The 23926-nt window shown below is 59.1% G+C and carries 11 protein-coding genes; 3 read left to right on the top strand and 8 right to left on the bottom strand.

The window, feature by feature from the left end:
- Positions 1-128: 128 nt before the first annotated feature.
- Together H8F23_RS10330 and H8F23_RS10335 are read right to left on the bottom strand one after the other, a co-directional pair.
- Positions 129-602, bottom strand: coding sequence for a hypothetical protein (locus H8F23_RS10330; RefSeq protein ID WP_122599504.1), 474 nt, complete (start codon positions 600-602; stop codon positions 129-131).
- Positions 599-13672 carry a hemagglutinin repeat-containing protein gene (locus tag H8F23_RS10335; protein WP_194934302.1) on the bottom strand — a complete coding sequence of 4358 codons (13074 nt, stop codon included), beginning with the start codon at positions 13670-13672 and terminating at the stop codon, positions 599-601. Before H8F23_RS10335 ends, H8F23_RS10330 begins: the two co-directional genes overlap by 4 nt.
- A 351-nt stretch (positions 13673-14023) precedes the next feature.
- Here H8F23_RS10335 and H8F23_RS10340 point away from each other — a divergent pair, with 351 nt between their 5' ends.
- The 3 genes from H8F23_RS10340 to H8F23_RS10350 are packed head-to-tail and all read left to right on the top strand — an operon-like array spanning position 14024 to position 19487.
- Entirely contained in the window at positions 14024-15268 is a 1245-nt protein-coding gene (locus tag H8F23_RS10340) for an exonuclease SbcCD subunit D C-terminal domain-containing protein (RefSeq protein WP_194934303.1), read from the top strand.
- On the top strand, positions 15265-18906 hold the full coding sequence (locus H8F23_RS10345) for an SbcC/MukB-like Walker B domain-containing protein (protein WP_194934304.1): 3642 nt from the start codon (positions 15265-15267) through the stop codon (positions 18904-18906). Before H8F23_RS10340 ends, H8F23_RS10345 begins: the two co-directional genes overlap by 4 nt.
- On the top strand, positions 18903-19487 hold the full coding sequence (locus tag H8F23_RS10350) for a glutathione S-transferase (protein WP_194934305.1): 585 nt from the start codon (positions 18903-18905) through the stop codon (positions 19485-19487). The genes H8F23_RS10345 and H8F23_RS10350 overlap by 4 nt, the downstream gene beginning before the upstream one ends.
- 138 nt (positions 19488-19625) lie before the next feature.
- Here H8F23_RS10350 and H8F23_RS10355 read toward each other — a convergent pair whose 3' ends face one another.
- The 6 genes from H8F23_RS10355 to H8F23_RS10380 all read right to left on the bottom strand — a co-directional run bounded on the left by H8F23_RS10355 (position 19626) and on the right by H8F23_RS10380 (position 23918).
- Positions 19626-19883, bottom strand: coding sequence for a hypothetical protein (locus H8F23_RS10355; RefSeq protein WP_038368124.1), 258 nt, complete (start codon positions 19881-19883; stop codon positions 19626-19628).
- Positions 19880-20092 carry a hypothetical protein gene (locus H8F23_RS10360; protein WP_194934306.1) on the bottom strand — a complete coding sequence of 71 codons (213 nt, stop codon included), beginning with the start codon at positions 20090-20092 and terminating at the stop codon, positions 19880-19882. The genes H8F23_RS10355 and H8F23_RS10360 overlap by 4 nt, the downstream gene beginning before the upstream one ends.
- Before the next feature lie 271 nt (positions 20093-20363).
- Positions 20364-20543: a hypothetical protein gene (locus H8F23_RS10365; protein ID WP_007917967.1), complete on the bottom strand. Its 180-nt coding sequence runs from the start codon at positions 20541-20543 to the stop codon at positions 20364-20366.
- Positions 20544-20699: 156 nt separating this feature from the next.
- Positions 20700-21875: a lactonase family protein gene (locus tag H8F23_RS10370; protein WP_194934307.1), complete on the bottom strand. Its 1176-nt coding sequence runs from the start codon at positions 21873-21875 to the stop codon at positions 20700-20702.
- Positions 21862-22173, bottom strand: a complete 312-nt coding sequence (locus H8F23_RS10375) for a DUF5629 family protein (protein ID WP_008088034.1) — start codon at positions 22171-22173, stop codon at positions 21862-21864. The genes H8F23_RS10370 and H8F23_RS10375 overlap by 14 nt, the downstream gene beginning before the upstream one ends.
- Positions 22174-22337: 164 nt before the next feature.
- Complete coding sequence (locus H8F23_RS10380; protein WP_194934309.1) at positions 22338-23918, bottom strand: aldehyde dehydrogenase (NADP(+)); 1581 nt, start codon at positions 23916-23918, stop codon at positions 22338-22340.
- Between the last annotated feature and the right edge of the window lie 8 nt (positions 23919-23926).

Below are 23926 nucleotides of genomic sequence, written 5' to 3' on the forward strand. Positions count from 1 at the left end.
GTTGGCTGCGGTGCCCAACGCGATGTTCAGCAGAGTGGTGGCGCCGCGTACATAGATGTAAGAACTGGGGGACAGACCACGTTTTATTTAAACGTGGTCTGTCCCATCGATACTTTCTTTCGAGCGAGTTACTCACCCACCTGAAAAAACGTAATGACGGGGCCGTAGTCACTTTCTGAATTCGAGACTTCCACAAAGAATTTCTGGTCGGGAAATTTCTCTTTCAGCACCATTCTCCAAGAGAAAGCAATTACATTGCACAGCTGAAAAAAAACGCTGTCCGATACATTATCTGCGCACTGATCAAAAAGATCATAAACATGCACATTGTTAATGATCCGTTCGACTTCGCGAACATCATTCATCTCAGCCATTCGCGCAGAGAATGTTTCAAAAGCAAAATTTCGCTCCAGAAAAACTCCCTCCCCAACCGTCAAAAAGTCTGGGAAAAACACCTTCGAAAATAACAACATTTGCTCAGGATGACATTGATCACTGATATATGAAAAAACATCCAGCCCCTCTTGTTCAGTCCACTGTTTTTTCCAGGTCTCGTAGTTTACGGCGTCCTTAACAGGGGGAATTGAGTAGATCCCATTCATGGTATTTCTTCCGGATTGACGCTTCTTGGAGGCGCTTTGGTGGATGGTGACTGAACTCTGACTGACCCATCAGGGAGGGTATTTCTACCATACTCAATAACATGAGGCGTTGGTACACCTGCGTGAGCGGCACCCGTGACATCCACGCGTTTGATGATCATGCCTTGCGAATCGTATACCGCATAACTGGTGATGTTTCCTCGATTATCAGCACGATACAGGGTCGCCCCCTTAGGCCCCAACAGGCTGAATCTACCGCTGACTTGTGTGGCATGCTCCAAGGGGCCTCCAATCAGATTCGCGGCATTTCGCGGGGGGGTCAATACAGACGGAGTATGAGGCGAACCTCCGCCCGTCGGTCCTTTGTTCGTCACCGTGAGAACTCGCCCACCCACTTTTACACCGAGCGACTTAAACTCACCCAACGCCGCATCGATAAGGAAACGCGAAGCAACGACATAGTTATCACCTTCCAGAGGATACTTAACGGTGTTGCCATTCTCATGCTCACCCTTTGCAAGCTCGTTGCTCTTCCTCAGGCTTTCCTCAGATTTACCGGTAAAGAAAGCTGCCAATTTAATCGCTGCGCCATCTTTTAACTCTTCAACTTCCTTACCTGCTGCAGCATTAATCAGAGCGTTTGCAGTAAAGCTCACCATGAATTTCATGGGTCCCATTACAGCTTGAGCTGCAATGGCAACGGTTTTGAGCTGATCACGTTTATCAGCCGGCAACGAATTGGCCACCACGAGCAGGTCACCCAGTTCTGAAAGGGCCGCCTGCCCCATGGGAATGACCTTCTCGTTCACTGTGGTCGTATCGAGATAGACGACCTTGGTTCCCCCACTACCGTCGTTCTTGGGCTCCATGATGATGTTGCCTTGGTCAACCTCCTTCGCCATTTCCTTATCGTAGTCGGCTGCCAGATCGGCAAATCGCTTGAGTCCAGCACGCACTTCGGGGTCAAGGGAATCCATATCCGATGGATTTTTTCCCTGTCGAACAAAGTTTTTTGTGACGGCCAATGCCTGCTCATCACCAAGCTCATTGCGAAGCGAAGGAGACACCTCACTGATATCAACTAGCTGAGCATTGATTGCCAGTTTCAGATTTTGCAGAAAGCTGGCACCGGCCAAAGCCTGTTTGAGCATGTTCTTCTTGAAATCAGTAACGCTTTCGCCCCAACGCTCCAGCGTCTCTAACGGATGGCTAACGGCATCAATGGAGGAACTGCTCGCATACAACGTCGTGCGATGTTCCTCATCCTTGGTGATCTCATAGGCCTTGTTCACATCACGATTAAGACCCGCCGTGGAATCCTGACCGGTGACCTTGTCGTTACGCACGACAATCTGACCTTCACCCACGGTGGCATTCAGCGTCTGCTGACGGTCCTTGTCGTACTTGTAGCCCTCCACGGCCCAGCTGTTTTTGCTCTCGCCTTCCATGCCCTTGTTCGGCTTGTCGGCTTGGGCGCCACCGCCCCCGCCATAACTGCCGCTGACATTGAGGTAATAACCGTGCTCGTTATCCTTGCCGGTGATGTTGCGGTAGCCGAGGGTGTCAGTGTCGAGTTTCAGGTTGCCGTTGTCGGCACTGATCACCGAGCCATCGAGTTGCGTATGTTTTTCGGTACGGATGTCGACTTTGCTTTTGCCACTGATAACAGTCTGATTGTCGACCCAGTTGGTCTTGCCATTGGTCTCGCCATAACCCAGCGAGCCGCTGACCGTTGCACCGAAGCTCACCGCGACCGTCAGGCTGGCGTCGAACTCCTTGCCTTCGACCTTGCCGGTGTTCGGCACAGACGTCACGGTCAGGTTGCGACCGACATCACCGATGACTTCGTCGCCGCGCAGGGTCGCGCCAGCGACATTGGTATCGCGACCGCTTTCGAAACCCAGTTTGTTGCCGGCATACAGATAGGCTTCTTGCTGCTTGACGCCCTCACGGTTGAGATCGCCGATCCCCACATTCGCCGAACCATAAACACCGAAGCCGTCCTGGCCGGCGATGATGCCGCCCTCCGCGCCCCAGCTACGCCGATCGTGTGAACTCTCATAGGCGTTTTGCGCCGAGAGAATGTTCAAATCGTTGCCGGCCTTGAGGGAAATATCCCGCTCGGCGGTGGCCCGGGTGCCGATCAGCGTCAGATCATTTGTCGCGTCCAGATTGATACTGCCGCCGGCATTGAGCTGCGTAGCAGTTGAAGTACCCTGGTTCGATTTGTCTTCTGTGCCGGCATTGCTGACACCTACGCCCAGTTTGAAACCGCCGGTGGTGCCCCCTTTGACGCCGCCCTTGCTCTGGGTTGAATGCCCGTCACTGCTTTCCGAACCGTGCGCAACGTCAAAGGTGATGTCCTTGCCTTTGACGTTGATGTCACGTCCGGCATTGAACTGGCTACCGCTGACATTGACGTTATTGCCAGCGTCCAGCGAGATGTCATTACCTGCAGAAAGTGTCGACGGACGTTGAGTGACCGACGTCTGAGTCTGGCTGGAGCTGACGCTCGAGCCACCGATATGTCCGTCAAATTTCGGTCCACTGAAGAACTGATCCAGCGTATCAACCGACTTCAGTACGCTTGAGCCTTTGCTGACCCCATCCTCACCTTTGCCAGTGCCTTTGAGGCCATCCATGGTGTTGCCGATGTTGTAAGCGGTGGTCACGGTGATGCCGTTGCGCTTGATGCTGTCACGGATGGTGACTTCGCTGGCCTCTTCCTTGGCATCGATGTTGATGTCGCGATCAGCCTTGAGCCGGATGTTGTTCTCGGCGGTCAGATCGGAACCTTGCTGGTTGATGTCGCGACCGGCGTTTACATTGATGTTCATCCCCGCATCGATGGAGCTGCCCGCTGCGGTGTAGCCCTTGCTGTTGACGCCATGTTGAAGGGTTTCGCTGCCAACGAACGTGGTGAAGGCATTGCTATCGATGGTCTGTTTGATCCCGACGCTTTTGTCCGTATCCCAAGTATTGCTGCGCTGCTGATCGATCGAGGCGACTACGTTGACATCGCGGCCGGCATCGAGCGAAACGCTGTTATCGGCACTGATTCCACTGCCAATGACATTGATGTCGCGAGATGCATTGAGAATCGCATCGTGCCCGGCATTGACCTGGCTGCCAATGCTGTTGGAACTGACGACTTCACGTCCGCCATTGTGCGAGGCACCGACGGTAATATCGGCTCCCAGCCCCGGAGTACCGGCAAAGACACCAATGGTGTCCTTGAGCGACATACCCAGTTTTTTCTTGTATTCCTCGGCTCGGTTGTACGCTTGGTCATCCGCAGACGACAGGGTGATATCACCCTCCTTGTCCACGAGACCCGCATGCAGTTCAGCATCATTGTCAGCGTTGACTTCACTGGCGTTCAGACGAACATCTCGTCCTGCCAGCACCACGGCATCATGCCCGGCGTTCAACTGGCTACCAACTTGAGTAACAGCAGTCTGTAAGTGGCTGCTGCCACTTTTCGACAGGCCGAAAGTACCGGTCTTGGTTTTCTTGGTGTAAGAGCCGGATTCTTCTGTAGCGGAAAGAACAGCCACATCGTTGGTCGCACCGACGACGAGGTCTTTGCCGGCGTTCAATTGACTACCGATGATGGTGACATTGCGCCCGCCATCCAGACTCACGGCGCCGTCTTCGTCCTTGGACGAGTTGACAGTCAAGTCACGTCCAGCCTCGATCACGGAAGCGACGTTCTCGCTCTCATAACTTTCTGTCGTGGTGGTTTTGCTGCGCCCGAACGAACCCTTTTTCTTCTTGTAGTAATAAGAAGAACTTTCGTCTTTGGCTGAGGCAACGGTGATGTCCTGAGCCGCATCGAGGCTGACATCTTCCGTAGCCTTGATCCGACTGGCGATGATGCCCAGATCGTTACCCGCGTTCAGCGCGATATCGCGTCCGGCGTTCAATACCGACGACTGTTGCGTGATGCTGTGGGTTTCGTTCGCGCGCTTCTTGCTGCGCGAGACGTAGTCACTCTCGTCGGCGGCCGAAGTAATGACAATGTCATGGCCTGAATCGACGCTGAGATCGCGCTTGGCATCCAGTCGACTGGCAACAATCGCCACGTCACGATCAGCGCTGATCGACAGGTCCCGCCCGGACGTCACTTCAGCGCCGTGCTGCGTAATCGTCTGATTGAGGTAACTGCCGCCCCGTGCATCGGTGCTGCGATTCTGCACTGAGGTGATGTTCACATCGCGATCAGCATCGAGCGTCATGTCCCGACCGCTTTGCAGCACGCCGCCAATGTTGTTGATGTCTTGGCCGGACTCGATTGTCAGATCATTGGCCGCCTCGATCCGAGCAGCGTTATCGAGATAGTCGCGGTGGTACACACTGCCACCGCGGCTGACATCGACACTGGTCACATCACGCTGGTTGATCACGCTGCCGTTGGTGGCCGTCAGGCTGACGTCCTTGCCGGAGATGATGCCGCCGGACTTGTTGATGATGTCGTTGCCGGCCTTGAGCGTGAGGCGTTCGCCAGCTTCGATCAGTCCGGTGTTGGTGAGGTTGTTACCGGCTTCGGCCGACAGGTTGTTTGAGGCTCGCAGCGTGCCAGCGTTATCGAGGTTGCCGCCAGCGATCAGAGTGACGTCGCCGCCCTGAATCAATGCCCCGTTTGGCGCCAGGCGGTTATTCGCCTGCGCCAGATACAGCACCGGTACCAGCACTTTTTCGCCGTTCACTTCGTGCTCTTCGAGCCAGACGATGTCGTGGGTCAGTGCCGCCACCTGTTGCGCGGTCAGGGTGACGCCCACCGACAGGTTGAGCTGATCCTTGCTGGCGATGGCATTGTTCATCAGGTACTTGAACATGCCTTCGTCAGAGGTCTGGCCATCAATGAAGCGTTGGCCGGTGCGGGCGACCACGGCCTGCTGCACCATGCGCTGCTCGAACAGACCATCGCCCAGACGTTTGGCGCTGGTGTCGGGGTCGTAGCCAAGCTTGCCCAGCAGATAGTCCGAGCTCATGAACTGCTTGAGGTTGGTCAGTACCGGGTTGGTTTCGATCAGGTATTTGTGCGGGTTTGAGCGCACGCTGGTATCGGGCAAACCTTGTACGCGCGGTACGTCAAAGGAAGGGCTGCCACGGCCGGGCACCAGCACACCGACTGGACCGTCAGCGGCGGTTGCACCCACGTTGAACTGAGCCGTTCTGTCGTTGAGATTCAGCGACGCGGCATCACTCAACGCCAGGTCGCGTTTTTTCATCGAGACCGGATCGGTCTTGTCGATCTGGAAATCGGTGGCATGTCTGACCGGCATTCCGGTGGTATGTCCAGAGGATGCAGCAGTGATCGAGCCGATTGCCCAGTCTTTGATCGGCGAGATCGCTTGCTCGCTGCCGTCCTTGCGGCTGAGGCGGAACAGACCGTTATCGCCGGTCGGCAGGGTGAAGCCCGGCAAGGCCAGGGGGTTGACCTGTTGTTGGGCCAGGTCTGGCGGTAGCTGTGAGTTGATGCGGATGACGGTCGGCGTGACCTGGCCGGCCAGTTGGGTGGAACCCAGACGCGATGCGCCGGCGGCCGATGCATTGCCGTTGCGAACGACACCGTTGTCCAGTTTGTTGGTCGCGTTTATGTAAACGGTGCCGCCTGCCTGAACCACGGCGTTGGCATTGGCTGTCGGGCTACTTTCGGTAGTAAAGGTGTTGAAAGGTGTCGCGTTCTTGATGATGTCCGGAGCTTCTGCGCGCACGCCAGCGTCGTAGCCTGGAGGAGCGTAACGGAGATTCCCGGAATCGTATTCGATGGCGATCGAACCAAACAGAAGGTACCTGATAGCCTCGCGACCACCTTGACGCCCGCCTATCCGGGTGAGTGATTCAACCGCATTCATATCCCAAGTGTGGATATTGGGAACCATTTTGATCTTTCCGTCCACGACACCGGTTTGGCCCGAGTCATAATCCGGATCGTTTGCGGCGTTGTAATTCAAGACGTCCTGCCAGAAGTCCGGGCCTCTGCTCGCCCTGGGTGCATCAATCCAGCGCGTGATGGTGTAATCCCCGACCGTGGCTCCTTGGTTAGTGAAATTCTCCACGTTGAACGTAAGATTTCGGCCAGCGCTGACAACTGACGCATTATTGATGAATTCGCGCCCGTTCCCCGTAAGATCGCGCCCGGCCGTCAATGTGCCCGAAGCCGAATCCTTGACAATGGTTGAATGGTATTTTTCAACCCAGACCAAGTGGCTCGGGAGACGACTCTCGAAGTTGATGCCGCTAAATGAAGTACACGTCGTGCAGCGAACGCCAATCGTTCCCGAAACGAGCCCGCCACCCGCGGCAACCTCAAACACATCCTTGCGGTTCTCGATGTGATCAGCCGCCAGACTCAGATCGCCCACGCTTTCAATCGTTGCCGAAATGTTATTGATCGAAGAACTCCAGGCGTTGCTGTCATTGCGCGCAATGCTGATGTTGCCCATGCCATAAATATCGGCGTAACGGTTGGTGAGCGACCCCACGCGCAGGTTCATGTCGCGGCCGCTGAAGATCAGCCCGTTCTGGTTGAGCAACGAGTCACTGGTGACCCGCAGATTGCCGGCACTGCCCAACGTCCCGTTGTTGACCAACGACGCGGCGTTGACGGTCAGGCTGTCAACAGCTGTGAGGCGCCCCAGATTGGTCAGGTTGCCGCGACTGGTCAGCGTGGCGGTGGATGCCCCGGTGATACTTGCAACACTGCTCAAGTCAATGCGCGAAGCAAGCAGTCCCAGATCGCCGACGCTGCTCACCCGACCGTTGCCGCCATAGTTGCCAGAGAGCTGGATATCCATGTTGCCATCACTGGCGATCAAGCCTTCGTTGCTCCAGTTACCGCCACGCCCCACCAGTTGATTGGAAGCGAGCAACTGCCCGCTCGCGGTTTGCACAAAATTGCCGACATTCACCGTCAACCGCCCGGCCTGGATCACGCTGCTGTTGGTCCAGCTGTCCGCGTTCAGCGTCAGGCCGCCACGGGTCACCAGCGAGCCGCCGGCGTTCATCACGTTGGCGGTGGAGATACCGAATTCACCAAGGCCGACATGCGTCACCGAACCGCCGGCATTGAGGAAGCTCGGGGCTGCAAGGGTGAAATCAGTGTTGGCGGTTTCCACCAGTCCGTTGCGATTGTCGAACTGGCTGCCGATCTGGAAGTCGGTTTTGCCGCTGGTGCCGAGCGCGCGCAGTTTGCCGCCCTGGTTGTCGAGGTTGGCCGCGCGAATGGCTAAGGTGCTGGCGCTTTCAATCAGGCCGTTGCGGTTGCTCAGGTTGCCATCGGCACCCAGCTCGATGCTGCTGCCGCTGATCTGGCCGCTGTTGTTGCTCATCAGACCGGCGATGGTTTTCACCACGCCTTTGGCATAGATCCCGCCGCCGCTGTTGTCGAGGGTATTACCGCCGGCATTGAGCAGGATGTTGCCGGTGTTGGCGGCGATTCGCCCGCCGTCGCTGTAGATACCGCCGAGCGCTTGCAGGTCGAGGCGACTGCCCTCGATCTTGCCGCCCTGGCCGTTGCGCAACACGCCGCTCAGACGGGTTTGAAGCAAACCGTTAAGGCTTGAGAGCACCCCGCCACGGCTGTCGAGGCTGGCAGCGTTGAGGGTCAGGTCGCCGTTCTGGGCGATGATTTTGCCGCCCTGGTTGTCGATCGCGCCGCTGCCGGTGTTCACGGTCAGCGCGGTCATGCTTTGCACTGCGCCTTTGGCGTTGTTCAGCGCGGTGGCGGTGATGGACACACCGGCATCGCGGCTGGACAGCAGGCCGTCGGCGTCGTTGCGCAGAGTGCCCGCCACGGTGAGGTCCAGTTGGCCGTTGGCCGAGACGGTACCGCGCTGGCTGTTGTTCAGGTCGCCGCTGGTAAGCAGGCTCAACAGGGTTTGGCTGATCAACTGGCCGCCCTGGTTGTCGACGCTGGCGGCGCGTTTGATCAGCAGCGCAGCGCCGCTGCCGAGTGCGCCGTTGACGTTGGTCAGGGCGCCGAGCAGATCGAGCGTGACGCTGTCGTCACCGACCAGACTGCCCTTCGTATTGTTCAGCGGACCACCGGTGAAGGTCAGGGCTTTTTTCGCCATGACGTTGCCGGAAGTGTTGTCCAGACCGGTCGCGCGGATGTCGAGGGTGTCGCCGCTTTTGATCAGGCCACCGGAGGCGTTGCTGATCGCGCCGCCGCTCATGGTCAGGGTTTGTTTGCCGTCACTGCTGACCGTGCCGGCGCTGTTATCAAGACTGGCGGCGGTGATGGTCACTTCGCCGAGGCCGCCGATGCCGCCCTTGCTGTGGTTGAGCAGCGCGCCGCTGAGGTCGATGTTGACATTGCCGAGCTGGCTGGAGATCGCGCCTTCCAGGCTGTTGTCAAGGGTGCCGCCGCTGAGGCTCACGCCTTTCCAGCCGGAGAGCAGACCGTTCTGGTTGTTCAGGTCGGCCGCCGTGATGGTCAGTTGATCGTTGCTGATCAGGTTGCCGCCACGGTTATCGAAACGGTTACCGGTGAGGCTGAAGCTGTTGACGCTGGAGATTTCGCCCTGCTGGTTATTCAGGTCACGCAGGGTGGCGATGCTCAGCACGCCTTTGCTGTTGATCACGCCGTTCTGGTTATTCAGGTCGCGCAGATTGGCAATGCTCAACCCACCTTTGCTGCTGATCACACCGTCCTGGTTATTCAGATCCTGCGCGGTGGTGCCCAGGTCCATATTCAGGCCAGAAACGCCGACCAGCGTGCCGCCCTGATTGTTCAGGCCGGTGCTATTGAGGATCAGTTGTTGGGCGGCGCGGATGCTGCCTTTATTGGTGTTTTTCAGCAGGCCATCGACAGTCACCTCGATGTCGCTGTCACTGAGCAACACACCGCCATCGCTGTTATCCAGACTTGCCGCGCGAACCTGCAACGCAGCGGCGGCAATCGTGCCTTTGATCGAGGTCAGCGCGTTGTCGAGGGTCAGGGTGAGTTTCTGGTTGCTCAGCAGTTGGCCGCCACTGTTGTCCAGCGACTTGGCGATCAGTTCAAAAGCCTGATCGCTGGAAATCTCGCCGCCACGGTTGTTCACGTCGGTGAGGTTTTTCAGTAGTAACTGGTCCGGCGCGTTGATCACGCCGCCCTGATTGTTCAGCGCGCCACCGTTCAGATCGAGGCTGACGGTAGCTCCGCTGAACAGCTTGCCGCCCTGCTGGTCGAGGCCTTGAACATTGGCGTTAAGCGAGTTGCCGGCGCCGAGGCTGCCACCGGTGTTGGTCACCTGAGCGGCACTGACCTCGACGTGGTCGTCAGCGTAAATACTCGCCTGGCTATTGTTGAGTGCACCGGTGCTGATGTTCAGTTTGGTCTTGCTGCTGATCGCACCGTTTTGCTGGTTGTCGAGTGTGCTGCTGTTGAGCGTGAGATCGCTGTTGGTCAGCAGTTTGCCACCCTGGTTGCTGACGGCGCCGCGCGTGTCGACGGTGAGCGTTTTGGCGCTGGAGACCGTGCCGGCGTCGTTGTTGAGGCTAGCGGCGTTGATCGCCAGGGCGCCTTCGTTGACGAGGCTGCCTTGCGCGTTGTTCAGATCCCCGGAGAGATTGATCGCTAGGTCTTTCTGGCTGGTCAGGCGACCACTGTTTTCCAGTGTCTTGCCAGTCAACGTCAGTCCGCTGTCACCGGACAGCAGGCCTTTGTTGCGGTTGATGACGTCGTTGACCGTCAGCGCCAGATTGCCACCGGCGAGCATGTAACCGCTGTCGCTGTTATCCAGCCACGCACCGATCAGGCTGACATCGCTCTTGCTCGACAGCTCGCCGCTGCGGTTGTCGACACGCTCGACGCTGAGCTTCAGCGCATTAGTCGAACCGATCAGACCTTCCTGACGGTTATCCAGACTGGCGGCGGTGATCGTCAGGCCGTTGTCGGCGATGACCACACCGTTGTGGTTATCGAACATGCCAGTCACGCTGAAATCGACATCGCCGCGCACACGAATGTCACCGCTGCTGTTATTCAAACTGTCGCTGCGACTGTCGAGGCTGGCGGAAGCGATCACACCTTTGACGTTGCTCAGGGCACGGTCGATGACGAGGCTGAGTTTTTCATTGCTGAGCAGTTTGCCGTCGTCGTTATTCAGGCTTTGCGCGTTGACGCTCCAGGCCTTGGCGGCGGAGATTTCGCCGGCGCTGTTGTTGACGTCCTTGAGGTTTTTCAGCAGCAACTGGCCCGGCGTATGGATGTTGCCGCGCTGGTTGTCGAGCAGACCGTTGTGCATGTCCAGGGTCAGGTCGCCATTGCTGAACAGCTCGCCGCCGTCCTGCGCCAGTGAGGTCAGCGAGACTTCGAGTTTCTGCTGACTGCCGAGGCTGCCGCCGGAGTTATCCAGGTGCGCAGCGGTGAGCAACAGCGTGCCGTCGCTGGCGATACTGCCGCCCTGTCGGTTCTTCAACTCACCGGTAGTCAGGGTCGAATCGGCCTTGGCGCTGATGATGCCGTTGGCGCTGTTATCGAGACTGCCACTGTTGAGGGTCAGAGCTTTCTGCGAGGCGATCAGACCGCCCTGGCTCAGCACGGAACCGGTAGCGGTCAGCGCCATCGCTTCAAGGCTCGACAGTTTGCCCAGACGGTTGTCGAGGCTGCCGGCAGTAAGGGTCATCTGCCCTTCGCTGCTGATCAGGCCTTGCTGGTTGTCCATGGTCTCGCCAAAGGTCAGCCCGAGCGTGTTCTGGCTGACGATGCGCCCGCCGACGTTGCTCAGACCGATGCCGCTGAGGGTGCTCGCGCCCTTGCTGAAAATCAGGCCGTTGGTCGCGTTGATGATCTGTTCGACTTTCAGCGCCAGTGTGGTGTCGGACAGCACCTTGCCGCCGTCGCTGTTGTCCAGACGCGCGCCGTTGATGTGCAAATCCAGCTGGCTGGACAGTGTGCTGGCGCGGTTGTCGATCTGCTCGACGTTGACGGTCAAAGACTTGAGCGAACCGACCAGACTGTCCTGATGGCTGTTGAGGGTTTTGCCGGTCAGCAGCAGATTGCCTTCGGCGACCAGTTCACCGTGCTCTTGATTGAGGGTGTCGATGTTGGCGTCGATATCGCCTTTGGCGGACATCCGTCCGCCATCGTTGGTGACTGTCTTGGCTTTGAGGCTCAACACACCGCTCGAGGTCAGCAGGCCGCCATTGCTGTTGTTCAGCGTATTGCCTTCGAAGGTCAGCGCCGTCTTGCTTTCGAGGCGGCCCTTGTCGCGGTTGTCCAGGTTGTCGATCAGCAGTTTGGCGGCCTGGTCGGCGCGAATCGTCCCGCCGCGGTTGTCGGTGTTAGCGCTGCTGACGGTCAGGGTGTCGAGACTGGAAATCTTGCCGGCGCGGTTATCCAGGCGCGTGGCCTGCACGTCCATGGCGCCGTTGGCCTGCATCAGGCCTTTGCTCTGGTTGTTCAGTTGCTCGCTGATCCGCGTGGTCAGCGTGCCTTCGCTGGTCAACTGGCCTTGCTGGCTGTTGTCGAGTTGTTGGGCTTTTACCAGCAAGGTCTGTTTGGCGCCGATCTTGCCGGTGCGGTTGTTGATCGCGCCGAGGGCGCTGATGTCGAGCAGACGGCCGGCGCTCATCAGACCGGCAACGTTGTCCAGCGAGGTGACGTTGAGAGCCGCGTCGGTCTGGCTGCTGAGTTCGCCGTTGCTGTTGATCAACTGGCCGATGTTGGCGGTGAGGCTGGCGTTGCTGGTGATCACACCCTGACTGTTCAGCACCTGAGCGGCGTTGAGGTTCAGGGTGCTGTTGCTCTGCACTTTGCCGGCGTTGCGGTTGTCCAGTGTGCCGGCGCTGATCGCAGCGGTTTGCCCGCTGAGCGTGCCGCCCTGGTTGTTCAGGGTTTGCGCGGTGTTGACCGTCAGATTGCGGCTGGCGGTGAGGCTTTTGCCGGTGTTGTCGAGGTTCTGCGCGGTCAGGCTCAGATCGCCGTTGGCATTGCGGCTGCCGTCGGCGTTGACGCCGGCTTCGATGGCACCGGCGTTGGTCAGTTGCCCGCCAGCGCTGAGGTTAATGCTGTCGCGAGCCGCGAGGGTCTGGCGGTTGGTCAGGTTGCCCTGGGTTTGCACGTTGAGCGCGGTGCCGGCGTAAACCGGGCCGCGTGCATCAAGGCTGGCGGCTTTGACGTTGACTGCACCCGTGGCCGAAGTGTCGGCCAGACTCAACTGGCCGTTGGCGTCGAGCTGGATATCGCCGCCGCTGGCAATCAACTTGCCGTCGAGCTTCACCCCGACCCCGGCCTCGGTGCCGACCAGTTTGATCGCCCCGGCGTACATACCGCCGAGCGCCGAAGAATCGATCGCCAGTTGCGGCTTGGTGCTGCCGTCATCGGCCCGCGCCGTGGCATTGAGGGTTTGTGCGTTGACGTCGTTGCGACCGGCGACAATCGTCAGGTTCTGCGCCTGAATCTCGGCGTTGATCTTCGCGCTACGGGTGATGATTTCGAAGCGGTCGACATTGGTTGCGTTAAGGCCCGCGCCCTCGATGGCCACCGAACCCTGATCAACCTGAAAGCGATCCAGTCGGCCGTTATCGAGCACTGGTTTGCCGGTCGTCAAGGTCACACGCGGAGAGTTGATGAAACCGCACCCGTTGCAGGTAATGCCATAAGGGTTGGCAACAATCACCCGCGCCGACTGCCCCGCCACTTCGGTGTAGCCGCGCAACTGACTCGGGTTGCCGCTGATGACTTCGTTGAGAATCGCCTGGGCCGAACCGCTGTTTTTCAGGTTCGGGTTGTCGATGATGTGCCCGCCCAGCTGGGTGAGATTATTCTGCGTCGAGCCGTTGTTGAGGATCAGACCCTGCGCGCCGACGTTGTAATCGTGAAACTGGTTATGCGACAGCCCGCTGGCATTGGGCGTGGCGATGTTGATGATCGGCACGCCATTGCCGGCGCGATCCAGCGAGGTATTCGGGTTGGCCACCACGATACCGTCGGCCTGCGCCCACATCGGTTGCCAGAACATCACGTTGGCCAGGAGAAACGCCAGGCCGCGCTTGGGCATGCCAAGGAATGACTCGCGGGTTTTCACGGCAGCGGCAGGCTGACGGGCGAGAAACGCGTACTGGTGAACGTCCATGTTGAAGATCTCTTTACAACGAGCAGTAAAAGTCGGATGACGGTGAGTGCGCGGTACTTCCTGACAGTCACGAACCTTGCTGCAGATCGTAAAACGGCCCTTTCACCGAATAGTGGCGCACTAATATCAAATTTGCGGCGCGATATTAGATGGCCACTATTTTGGCGTCAATTTTTGATTTACCCGAGAAATCACTTCCGATGAGTGGTATCAAGCAAACCATGACTCAGTGAGTCATCGCTCACCCGTACAACAAGCCCCCCCGCCGCAATAATCTGTAAACTCTCCCCCTCTTTCGCCGCCCTTCATTTCCTCGCGGCCATCACCTCTTTAAATGTTGCGGAGTCCACCTTGCGTCTGTTCCACACCTCCGACTGGCACCTTGGGCAAAACCTGCACGGCCAGGAGCGCGATTTCGAGCATGCGTGCTTCCTCGAGTGGCTGCTGCGCCAACTGCAACTGGCGCAGCCGGATGTGCTGTTGATTGCCGGGGACATCTTTGACACGGTCAATCCGCCGGTCAAAGCCCAGGAACGCCTCTACGACTTCATCGTCAGCGCCCACGAACAGCAGCCATTGCTGACCATTGTGATGATCGCCGGCAACCACGATTCCGGGTCGCGGATCGAACTGCCCGCGCCGTTGATGCGCCGTTTGCGCACCCATGCGCTGGGTCGGGTGTTGTGGCTGGATGACGGGCAACTGGATGCCGAACGCCTGCTGCTGCCGTTGCCGGATAAAACCGGCGAAGTCGCCGCGTGGTGCCTGGCGCTGCCGTTTCTGCGCCCGGCGGAGGTGACTGGCGCGCATCTGGGCGACAACTATTTGCGTGGCATCGGTCAGGTGCATGAATGGCTGATCGAAGCGGCCAACGCCAAGCGCAAACCCGGTCAGGCATTGATTGCTATCAGCCACGCGCACATGGCCGGCGGCTCCGTTTCCGAGGACTCCGAGCGCAGTCTGATCATCGGCAATGCCGAAGCCCTGCCCGCCAGCCTGTTCGGGCCGAGCATCAGCTACGTCGCCCTCGGCCATTTGCACAAGCCGCAGAAGGTCAACGGTGAAGAGCGCATTCGCTACAGCGGCTCGCCGATCCCGTTGTCGTTCTCGGAGATCGGCTATCAGCACCAGATTCTCGACGTCACCCTCGACGGCGAAACCCTGGTCAGCGTCGAGCCAAAACTGATCCCGCGTTCGGTCAATCTGCAGCGCATCGGCCCTGCACCGCTGGCCGAGATTCTTCTACAACTGGCGGACCTGCCGAACATCGATCTGCTCGCCGAAACCCAGCGGCAACCGTGGCTGGAAGTACGCGTAACCCTCGACGAGCCACAGCCGGATCTGCGCCATCAAGTCGAAAGCGCCCTGCAAGGCAAAGCCGTACGCCTGGTGCGTATCGCCGCTGAATACGCCGGTAATCGTGGTGCTGACGGCGTCGAAGACGGCACAGCGCTGATCGAACTCGACCAGCTCACTCCGCAGGAACTGTTCAGCCGCGCCTGGCTCGATAACTACGGCAGTGAAGTCGACGAGCAAACGCTGAAGGACTTCGCCGAACTGCTGCAGGACGTACAACTGGAGGGCGAGCAGCCATGAAGATTCTCGCCATTCGCTTGAAGAACCTCGCCTCGCTGGCCGGGCCGTTCGAAATCGACTTCACCGCCGAACCGCTGGCCAGCGCCGGTCTGTTTGCGATTACCGGCCCGACCGGCGCTGGTAAAAGTACTTTGCTCGACGCCTTGTGCCTGGCGCTGTTCGGCGCGGTGCCGCGCCTGAACAACACCGGCCGTGACGCCAAGGTTCCGGATGCCGACGGTGAAATCGCCACCGGCGACCCGCGCACCTTGCTGCGTCGCGGTACCGGCGAAGGTTATGCCGAAGTGGATTTCGTCGGTGTCGATGGCCGCCGCTATCGGGCACGGTGGGAAGCCAACCGTGCGCGTGAGAAGGCCGGCGGCAAGTTGCAGGCCAGCCGTCAGAGTCTGCGCGACATCGATCAGGATCAACTGCTCGCCAGCCAGAAAGGCGAATACAAAACCCAACTGGAAGCCGCGCTCGGCCTGAACTTTGAACAGTTCACCCGCGCCGTACTGCTGGCCCAAAGTGAGTTCAGCGCGTTCCTGAAAGCAGACGACAACGACCGCAGCGAGCTGCTGGAAAAGCTCACCGACACCGCGCTGTACACCCGCCTCGGCCGCCGTGCTTTCGACAAGACCAAAGAAGCCCGCGAAGCGCACAAGCTGTTGCAGGATCAAGCCACCGGCGTGACCCCGTTGGCACCCGAAGCCCGAGCCGAACTGGATGAGCGCTTCAACGCCGCCCAACAGCAAATGAAGTTGCAGCAGGCGCAGCTCAAACAGCTCGAGCAACAGCACGGTTGGCTCAAGGATTTGCGGGTATTGCAGGACGCGCAGCAAGCCGCCGCCGAGCAACTGCACAGCGCTCAGCAGCAATCGGAAAGTCTGGCCGGCGAGCGGGTCAAGTTGACGCGCCTGGAGCAACTCGGCCCACAACGGCATCAGTTCGCGCGCAAAAGCGAACTCGATGCCCTGCTGACGCCACTGGCCGCGCAGATCACCGCGCACACGCAGCAACACGCCGAACTGACTGAGCGCCAGACGCAACTGGAGCAGGATCTCGAAGCAGCAAAAGTCGCGTTGAGCGAAGCGCAACAACGGCAGAGCGAAAACGCGCCACTGTTGCGTCAGGCCTTTGAAGAACAAAGCACCCTCGCCCGTCTGGTCAAGGATGTCGCGCAAAGTGCCGAAGCCAGGCTCAATGCGCAGCAGGCTTGCGCCGAGGGCCAGAATGCCATTCAAGCCTTGCAGGAAAAACAGACTCAGGTCGCCGAGCGCCTGCAGCGCATTGCCGCCGAGCTTGAGCAAAGCGCTCATCTGGCGCCGCTGAGTGACGCGTGGAATGCCTACCGCGATCGCCTGCAACAGCTGATGCTGATTGGCAATCGTCTGAACAAGGGGCAGGCGGAACTGGCGGGCCTCGAAGAAAACGCTACGCGCAGCGCCGAAGCACTGACCGCGCAAAAGCAGCAACTTGAGGTGCTGTACAAGGAGGCCGGCGCCGAACCGGATGCCGTCGCCGAGCAGATCGGTATCCTCGGCACGCTGTTGCAGGACAATCGCAAACAACTGCGCGCCTTCGAAGACCTGTCGCGCCTGTGGGCCACGCAACAGGATCTGGACAAGCGCAGCAGCGAGCTGCAACAACGCCAGCTCAGCGCCCAGCAGGAACGCGAACGACTGACTCAAGACGGCGTGAAAACCAAAGCCGACCTGACCGTTGCCGAGCAAACCCTCAACGTCACCCGCGAACTGCTTGAGCGACAGCGGCTGGCGCGCAGTGCCAGTGTCGAGGAGTTGCGCGCGCAGTTGCAGGACGATCAGCCGTGCCCGGTCTGTGGCAGCAACGAGCACCCGTATCATCAGCCTGAAGCGCTGCTGCAAAGCCTCGGTCGCCACGACGAAAGCGAGCAGGCTAACGCCCAGCAAGTGGTCGATCAGCTCAAGGAAAAACTCGTCGAGCTACGCGCCGAAGTCGGTGGCGTCATTGCTCAGCAGAAAGAACTGCTGCAACAGCAAGAACAACTGGCCGCCCAGCAGCAAGCGTTGGCGCCGAGCCTCGACGCGCATCCGCTGTCCGCGCAGTTGTTCAATCAGGACGCCAACAAGCGCGATGCCTGGCTCGCCCGGCAAAATGAGCAACTGAACCAGAGCATCACTCAGGACGAACAACGCCAAAGCGCTCTGCTCACCCTGCAACAGGACGCCGCGCGGCTGACCCAGCAATTGCGTCAGGCGGAAACTGCGCACCAGCAGGCCGCGCAGCACCTGAGCAATCAGCAGCGCGAGCTGAGCAGCGACCGTCAGCGTCTCGATGAAGAACTCAGTGCGTTCGGCAGTTTGTTGCCGGCCGACACCCTGGAAGCCTTGCGCCAGGAACCGGCCGCGACCTTCATGCAGCTTGACCGGCAGATCGCCGAGCGCCTGGCGCAAGTCGAGCAGCAGAAAGAAGAACAGGCCGAGCAGCAACAGCGCCAACAGACGCTGGAGAAAGAACAGGATCGCCAGCAGACCCGCGCACAGCAATTGCTCAGCGCCGAACAGCAATTCACCGCGCTCACCGAGCAACAGCAAGCCTGCCAGCAAAAACTCGCCCAGTTGCTTGGCGAGCACAGCAGCGTCGAGCACTGGCAGCAGCAGCTTGAGCAAGCGGTCGAACAGGCGCGCAATGCCGAAACCGCTACCGCGCAGGAACTGCAGAACGTGCGCACGCAACGGGTGCAGATCGCCGCCGAACTCAAGGCGCAGCAAGAGCGTTTGCAGTCACTGGAAAACGAAGAGCAGGACCTGGCCGGCAAGATTGCCGACTGGCGCGCCCGCCATCCGGAGCTGGATGACGGCGGCCTCGAAGACCTGTTGCGAGTCGACGACGGGCAAGTCACCGAGCTGCGCCAACAGTTGCAGCACAATGAAAAAGCCATCGAACAGGCCAAGGTGTTGTTGCAGGAACGTGACCAGCGTCTGCTCGATCATCAGGCGCAGCACAACGGCAACCTGGATGCCGAACAACTGGCCAGCGCCCTCACAGATGTGCAAAACCAGTTCACCGTCAGCGAGCAGCAATGCGCCGAATTGCGTGCCGAACTGGTTGAAGATCAGCGCCGGCAGAACGCCAATCAGGCGCTGGCGCAGCAGATCGCCTCGGCCTATGCCGAATATCAGCGCTGGGCGCGATTGAGTGCCTTGATCGGTTCTGCGACCGGCGACACCTTCCGCAAGATCGCCCAGGCCTACAACCTCGATTTGCTCGTGCATCACGCCAACGTGCAATTGCGCCAATTGGTCAAACGCTATCGCCTGAAACGCGGCGGCAGCATGCTCGGCCTGCTGGTGATGGACACGGAAATGGGCGACGAACTGCGTTCGGTGCATTCGTTGTCGGGTGGCGAGACATTCCTGGTGTCGCTGGCCCTGGCGCTGGGTCTGGCGTCGATGGCGTCGAGTACGCTGAAGATCGAATCGCTGTTCATCGACGAAGGTTTTGGCAGCCTCGATCCGGAGTCGCTGCAACTGGCCATGGATGCGCTCGATGGCTTGCAAGCGCAGGGCCGTAAGGTCGCGGTGATTTCCCACGTACAGGAAATGCACGAGCGGATCCCGGTGCAGATTCAGGTACAGCGTCAGGGCAATGGTTTGAGCACGCTGGAGGTGAAATGAACACGCTGTACTCCTTCCGCCGCTGCCCTTACGCGATGCGGGCGCGGATGGCGTTGCGTTATTCGGGCGTGCCGGTAGAGATCGTTGAGGTTAGCCTCAAGGCCAAGCCGGCCGAGATGCTGGCGATCTCGCCCAAGGGCTCGGTGCCGGTGCTGGATGCCGGTGGGCAGGTGATTGACGAGAGTCTGGAGATCATGCGCTGGGCGTTGGCGCAGAATGATCCGGATAGCTGGCTGCTTGAGAATGATGCGCGGATTGCTGAATTGATCGACGCGAATGATCAGGGGTTCAAGCTGCACTTGAATCGCTATAAATACGCCGAACGCTACCCCGAGCAGCCGATGGAAGTTTATCGGGCTGAGGGGGCGTTATTCTTGCAGAGGCTGGATGAGTTGCTGACCGATCGCGATTACTTGCTGGCCGATCATGCCAGCCTGGCGGATATCGCCCTGCTGCCCTTCGTTCGGCAGTTTGCCCATGTTGATCGTGAGTGGTTTGCGCAGACGCCTTATGTTCGGTTGCAGGCCTGGTTGCAGCGCTTCCTCGAATCCGACCTTTTCACCTCGATCATGAAGAAATGACCCTTACCCTCCTGCTTGATGATCGTTCCCACGCTCTGCGTGGGAATGCCTCAAGGAACGCTCTGCGTGCCAATCGGACGCGGAGCGTCCGGGGCTGCATTACCACGCGGAGCGTGGGAACGATCAAGTAACTCAGGGTCAAGCCAACGCATTGCACATGCCGAGTGCCATGCAATCTATCTCGAACGGGCCGAGAAAATCGGCCGAGACTTTCACCGGTGGATTGCCGGCCATCAGCCCCAGGGTATTCGCCCGTTCGATGTTGTGCGCGATGGTGTGATTGGCCTCTATGGCCCGGGCCAGTGCTCCCACCGAGCCTTGGCCGATACCCAATAATGAAGCGCCGTTGGTGAAGAACGCCAAACCGGCGATCACCCAAAGTCTGTAGCCTTTCATGCTCCGCCAACTCCTGCGAGTTCTGCCCGGTCGACCATCACGCTTTGCGAGCGAACTTCGAACTGGATGCCTGGGTGGGCGACTTGAATCGGCGCTTCAAAACTGTGTTCCATCTGCGAGGCGATGCTGACGACCAGTACCACGGCCAGGTAAAGACCAATGGCCAGATAGGCGCCGCGTTTGGCTGAATGAAGGATTGCGCTGGCCATGGTGTTCTCCCGTGGGCATGTTTCGATGTCCACAGAATCAATCAAAAAAGCCGTGGCAACCACTCAGGGTTTGCCATAGTAAACATCAGCTTCGTTGATTATTTAGCCAGTCTATTTGCGCGTTTGAAGAAACCTATCGTGCTGCGAAAAACACACGCACACGTGTAGGAGCTGCCGAAGGCTGCGATCTTTTGATTTTGCTTTTAAAAAACAAGATCGCAAGATCGCAGCCTTCGGCAGCGCCTACAGGGAGTTGTGCGCAACGGGCATTTCAGTGTTGGGCTTTGTGATCCAGGGCGGCGTAGAAGTTGGCGCTCTGTTGCAGGTATTTCTGGGTGTAGCTCTGGGTGTGGGATTTTTTGCTGTTGATTTCAACGTTGGCACTGGCTGGCAGTACAACGGTGGCGGAGATGGCGGAAGCGGCAATCACGGAGAAGAGATTGAAGTTCATGGCGGTAACCCTCGTGTTCGGTTGGCTTGTTTGCCCGGTTGGGCCGTGAAGCAAACTTAACGCTCGAGGGTTGATCGCTTGAAATGCTTTGTAGCATTACCGGATATCAGCGCGATTAATACAAAGAGACAGGCCCCGTAAACCGGGGCCTGTGGCTTATTGTCGCACTAGAAACTTGAGGTCGCTGGGCGCGTCCATCGGCAGTTTTTGCACGGTTTTGCCGAGCAGACCGGTCTTGCCATCGCGCTCGACGACGACAATTTCGTTGCTCTTCTGGTTGGCAATCAGCAGGAATTTGCCACTTGGGTCGAGGCTGAATTCGCGCGGGTGATCACCTTCCACCGAGCGCTTTTGCAGCTCTTTGAGCTGGCCGCTCGCCGGATCAATCGCAAACACCACCAACTGATTGGCGGTGCCACGGTTGCTGACGTAGAGGAACTTGCCATCCGCCGAGGCATGCAGCGCCGCACCGGCCTTGTCCGAAGTCGGCTGGCCGGCGGCCAGATCGACCAGTTGCGTCTGGGTCAGCACGCCGTCGTGGTAGTCGAACACCGCGACCTGCGCGCTCATTTCCATGGTCAGCCAGGCGTGTTTACCGTCAGCACTGAACAGCAAATGACGCGGGCCGCTGCCGGCAGGCAATGCTACGGATGCGGTTTTCGCTGGGGTCAGCGGCAGCTCCGGGTTGGCCTTGGGATCGAATTGATAAATGAAAACCTTGTCTGCGCCCAGATCATTGGAGAACACGTAGCGGCCGTCCGGCGAAGAGACCGTCGAGTGCACGTGGTTCGAAGCCTGACGCTCGGGATTGACCCGGCTGGCCGGATGCGCGCTCATCTGCACCACCGGTTTGAGTTTGCCGTCGGCACCGACCGGCAATACCGCCAGCGTTCCACCCGGATCTTCCACCACCGAATAGTTGCTGACGAACAAGTGGCTGGCGTCACCGCTGAGGCTCGAATGGGTCGGTTCGTTGCCCAGGCTCTGCACCTGACTGATCAGAGTCAGGGCGTGAGTCTTCGGGTCGATCGAATAGCTGCTGACGCGGCCGACCGGGTCTTTCTGGCCCGGGCCATTTTCATTGACCACGAACAAGCGATGCTGGTCTTTGGACAGGGTCAGCCACGACGGGTTTTCGCCCTTCACCACTTGCAGCGGTTTGGCGGCGATCTGGCCGGTGGCGCTGTCGAAGTTCATTCGATAGATGCCCTGACTGGTGTTGGCGGTGTAGGAACCGACCAGCAACTGGAAGCTTTCGGCATACGCCGTGGACAGGCCCATGGCGCCGACGCTACCAGCCATCAGCAGCGGCCAGAATTTACGCATTTTCATCAGTGTCATCCTCATCGTCGCTGCTGCTGACTACATCGCCATGACAAACCAGGCGGTGTTCACCGATCGCTTTGGTCTCATTGAAATAGCCGACAATCAGCCAGCTCTGCAGGGAGTCATCAAACGTTGCTGCTGCAACCTGCGCCGGCGTGAATTCCCAATGCTTGGCCGCTCGGCCATCGATGCATTCGATGTGCAGGTTGTCGTCTTCGTCGAGGGCGAATTCGAAGGCATGCAGGCCGTCGATTTCGACCATACCGCAGTGTTCGAGGGCGTTGAGAAGGGTTTGGGCAGTCATGGCAGTAAAGTCTTTCAGGGGAAACCGGCAATGATAGCTCATTGTCGTACCTGGCCCTTGTAGGAGTGAGCCTGCTCGCGATGGCGGTGTGTCATCCAACAGATAGGTTGAATTTGAAACCGCTATCGCGAGCAGGCTCACTCCTACAGGGGATTGGTGTGGTGTCAGAGGGCGTCGCGTGAGGGCTTGCCGTCGACGAGGCGCTGGATGCGCAGCGGGTTGGCGTTCTTCAGCGGCTCGGGCAGCAAGCTGTCCGGGTAATTCTGGAAGCACACCGGGCGCAGGAAACGGTCGATGGCCAGCGTACCGACCGAAGTACCACGGGCATCGGACGTCGCCGGATACGGCCCGCCATGCACCATCGAATCACACACCTCGACACCCGTCGGATAACCGTTAAGCAGGATCCGCCCGACCTTCTGTTCCAGCAACGGCGTCAACTCAGGGAAACGTTCAAAGTCCGCCTGCTCGCCAATGATCGTCGCGGTCAGTTGCCCGTGCAGGCCATGCAGCGCAGCGCTGAGTTGCGCCTTGTCCGCCACTTCGACAATCACCGTGGTCGGGCCGAACACTTCTTCCTGCAGCACTTCATCGCCATCGATCAACAGGTTCGCATCGGCCTTGAACAATTGCGGCTGTGCCTGATTGCCCTGCTGCGGGTTGCCGGCCAAATGCTCGATGCCAGGATGCGCCAGCAGTTTCTGCAAGCCATTACCGTAGCTGCCGAGGGTGCCGGCGTTGAGCATGGTTTGCGCCGGTTGATCACCGATCAAACCCGCAACCTGCTGCACGAACGCGCTGAACTGCGGTGACCGGATGCCGATCACCAGACCGGGATTGGTACAGAACTGACCGCAGCCCTGCACCACCGAAGCGGTCAGGTCACGAGCAACGGTTTCCGAACGTTCGGCAAGGGCCTGCGGCAGGACGATCACCGGGTTGATGCTCGACATCTCGGCAAACACCGGGATCGGTTGCGGGCGTGCAGCGGCCATGTCGCACAGTGCGCGTCCGCCCTTGAGCGAACCGGTGAAACCGACCGCCTGAATTGCCGGGTGCTTGACCAGCCATTCACCAACGCCACCGCCGTAGATCATGTTGAACACACCGGCAGGCATCGCGGTTTTTTCGGCTGCGCGGATCAGCGCATCGGCGACCAGTTCAGCCGTGGCCATGTGACCGCTGTGGGCCTTGAACACCACCGGGCAACCGGCAGCCAGTGCCGAGGCGGTGTCGCCGCCGGCGGTGGAAAAGGCCAACGGAAAGTTGCTTGCGCCGAACACCGCCACCGGGCCAAGACCAATGCGGTATTGGCGCAGATCCGGACGTGGCAACGGCTGACGATCCGGCAACGGCAGATCAATCCGCGCACCGTAGAAATCCCCCCGACGCAGAACCTTGGCGAACAGACGCATCTGCCCGCTGGTACGCCCGCGCTCACCTTGAATACGTCCGGCCGGCAACGCCGTTTCGCGGCAGACCACGGCAACGAAATCATCACCGAGGGCATCCAGTTCATCGGCAATTGCGTCGAGAAACTGCGCGCGGCGTTCGGCGCTGAGGCTGCGGTAGGCCGGGTACGCGGCAGCGGCAGCTTTGGCCGCTGCGTCGACTTCCTCTACCGTGGCCTGAATGAAATCGTGCGGCAACTGTTCGCCCGTCGTGGCATCGACGGAGTGCAGTTTGACGTCGCCAGCGGCGCTGCGCTGACCACCAATGTAGTTGTGACCGAGAATCTGAGTCATGGGATCTC

The organism is Pseudomonas neuropathica, from assembly GCF_015461835.1.
In the GTDB taxonomy this organism is placed as follows: Bacteria; Pseudomonadota; Gammaproteobacteria; order Pseudomonadales; family Pseudomonadaceae; genus Aquipseudomonas; species Aquipseudomonas neuropathica.

Coding starts and splice junctions, on each gene's coding strand:
- H8F23_RS10330 (WP_122599504.1), bottom strand. CDS start 602: ATGAATGGGATCTACTCAATTCCCCCTGTTAAGGACGCCGTAAACTAC.
- H8F23_RS10335 (WP_194934302.1), bottom strand. CDS start 13,672: ATGGACGTTCACCAGTACGCGTTTCTCGCCCGTCAGCCTGCCGCTGCC.
- H8F23_RS10345 (WP_194934304.1), top strand. CDS start 15,265: ATGAAGATTCTCGCCATTCGCTTGAAGAACCTCGCCTCGCTGGCCGGG.
- H8F23_RS10350 (WP_194934305.1), top strand. CDS start 18,903: ATGAACACGCTGTACTCCTTCCGCCGCTGCCCTTACGCGATGCGGGCG.
- H8F23_RS10355 (WP_038368124.1), bottom strand. CDS start 19,883: ATGAAAGGCTACAGACTTTGGGTGATCGCCGGTTTGGCGTTCTTCACC.
- H8F23_RS10360 (WP_194934306.1), bottom strand. CDS start 20,092: ATGGCCAGCGCAATCCTTCATTCAGCCAAACGCGGCGCCTATCTGGCC.
- H8F23_RS10365 (WP_007917967.1), bottom strand. CDS start 20,543: ATGAACTTCAATCTCTTCTCCGTGATTGCCGCTTCCGCCATCTCCGCC.
- H8F23_RS10370 (WP_194934307.1), bottom strand. CDS start 21,875: ATGAAAATGCGTAAATTCTGGCCGCTGCTGATGGCTGGTAGCGTCGGC.
- H8F23_RS10375 (WP_008088034.1), bottom strand. CDS start 22,173: ATGACTGCCCAAACCCTTCTCAACGCCCTCGAACACTGCGGTATGGTC.
- H8F23_RS10380 (WP_194934309.1), bottom strand. CDS start 23,918: ATGACTCAGATTCTCGGTCACAACTACATTGGTGGTCAGCGCAGCGCC.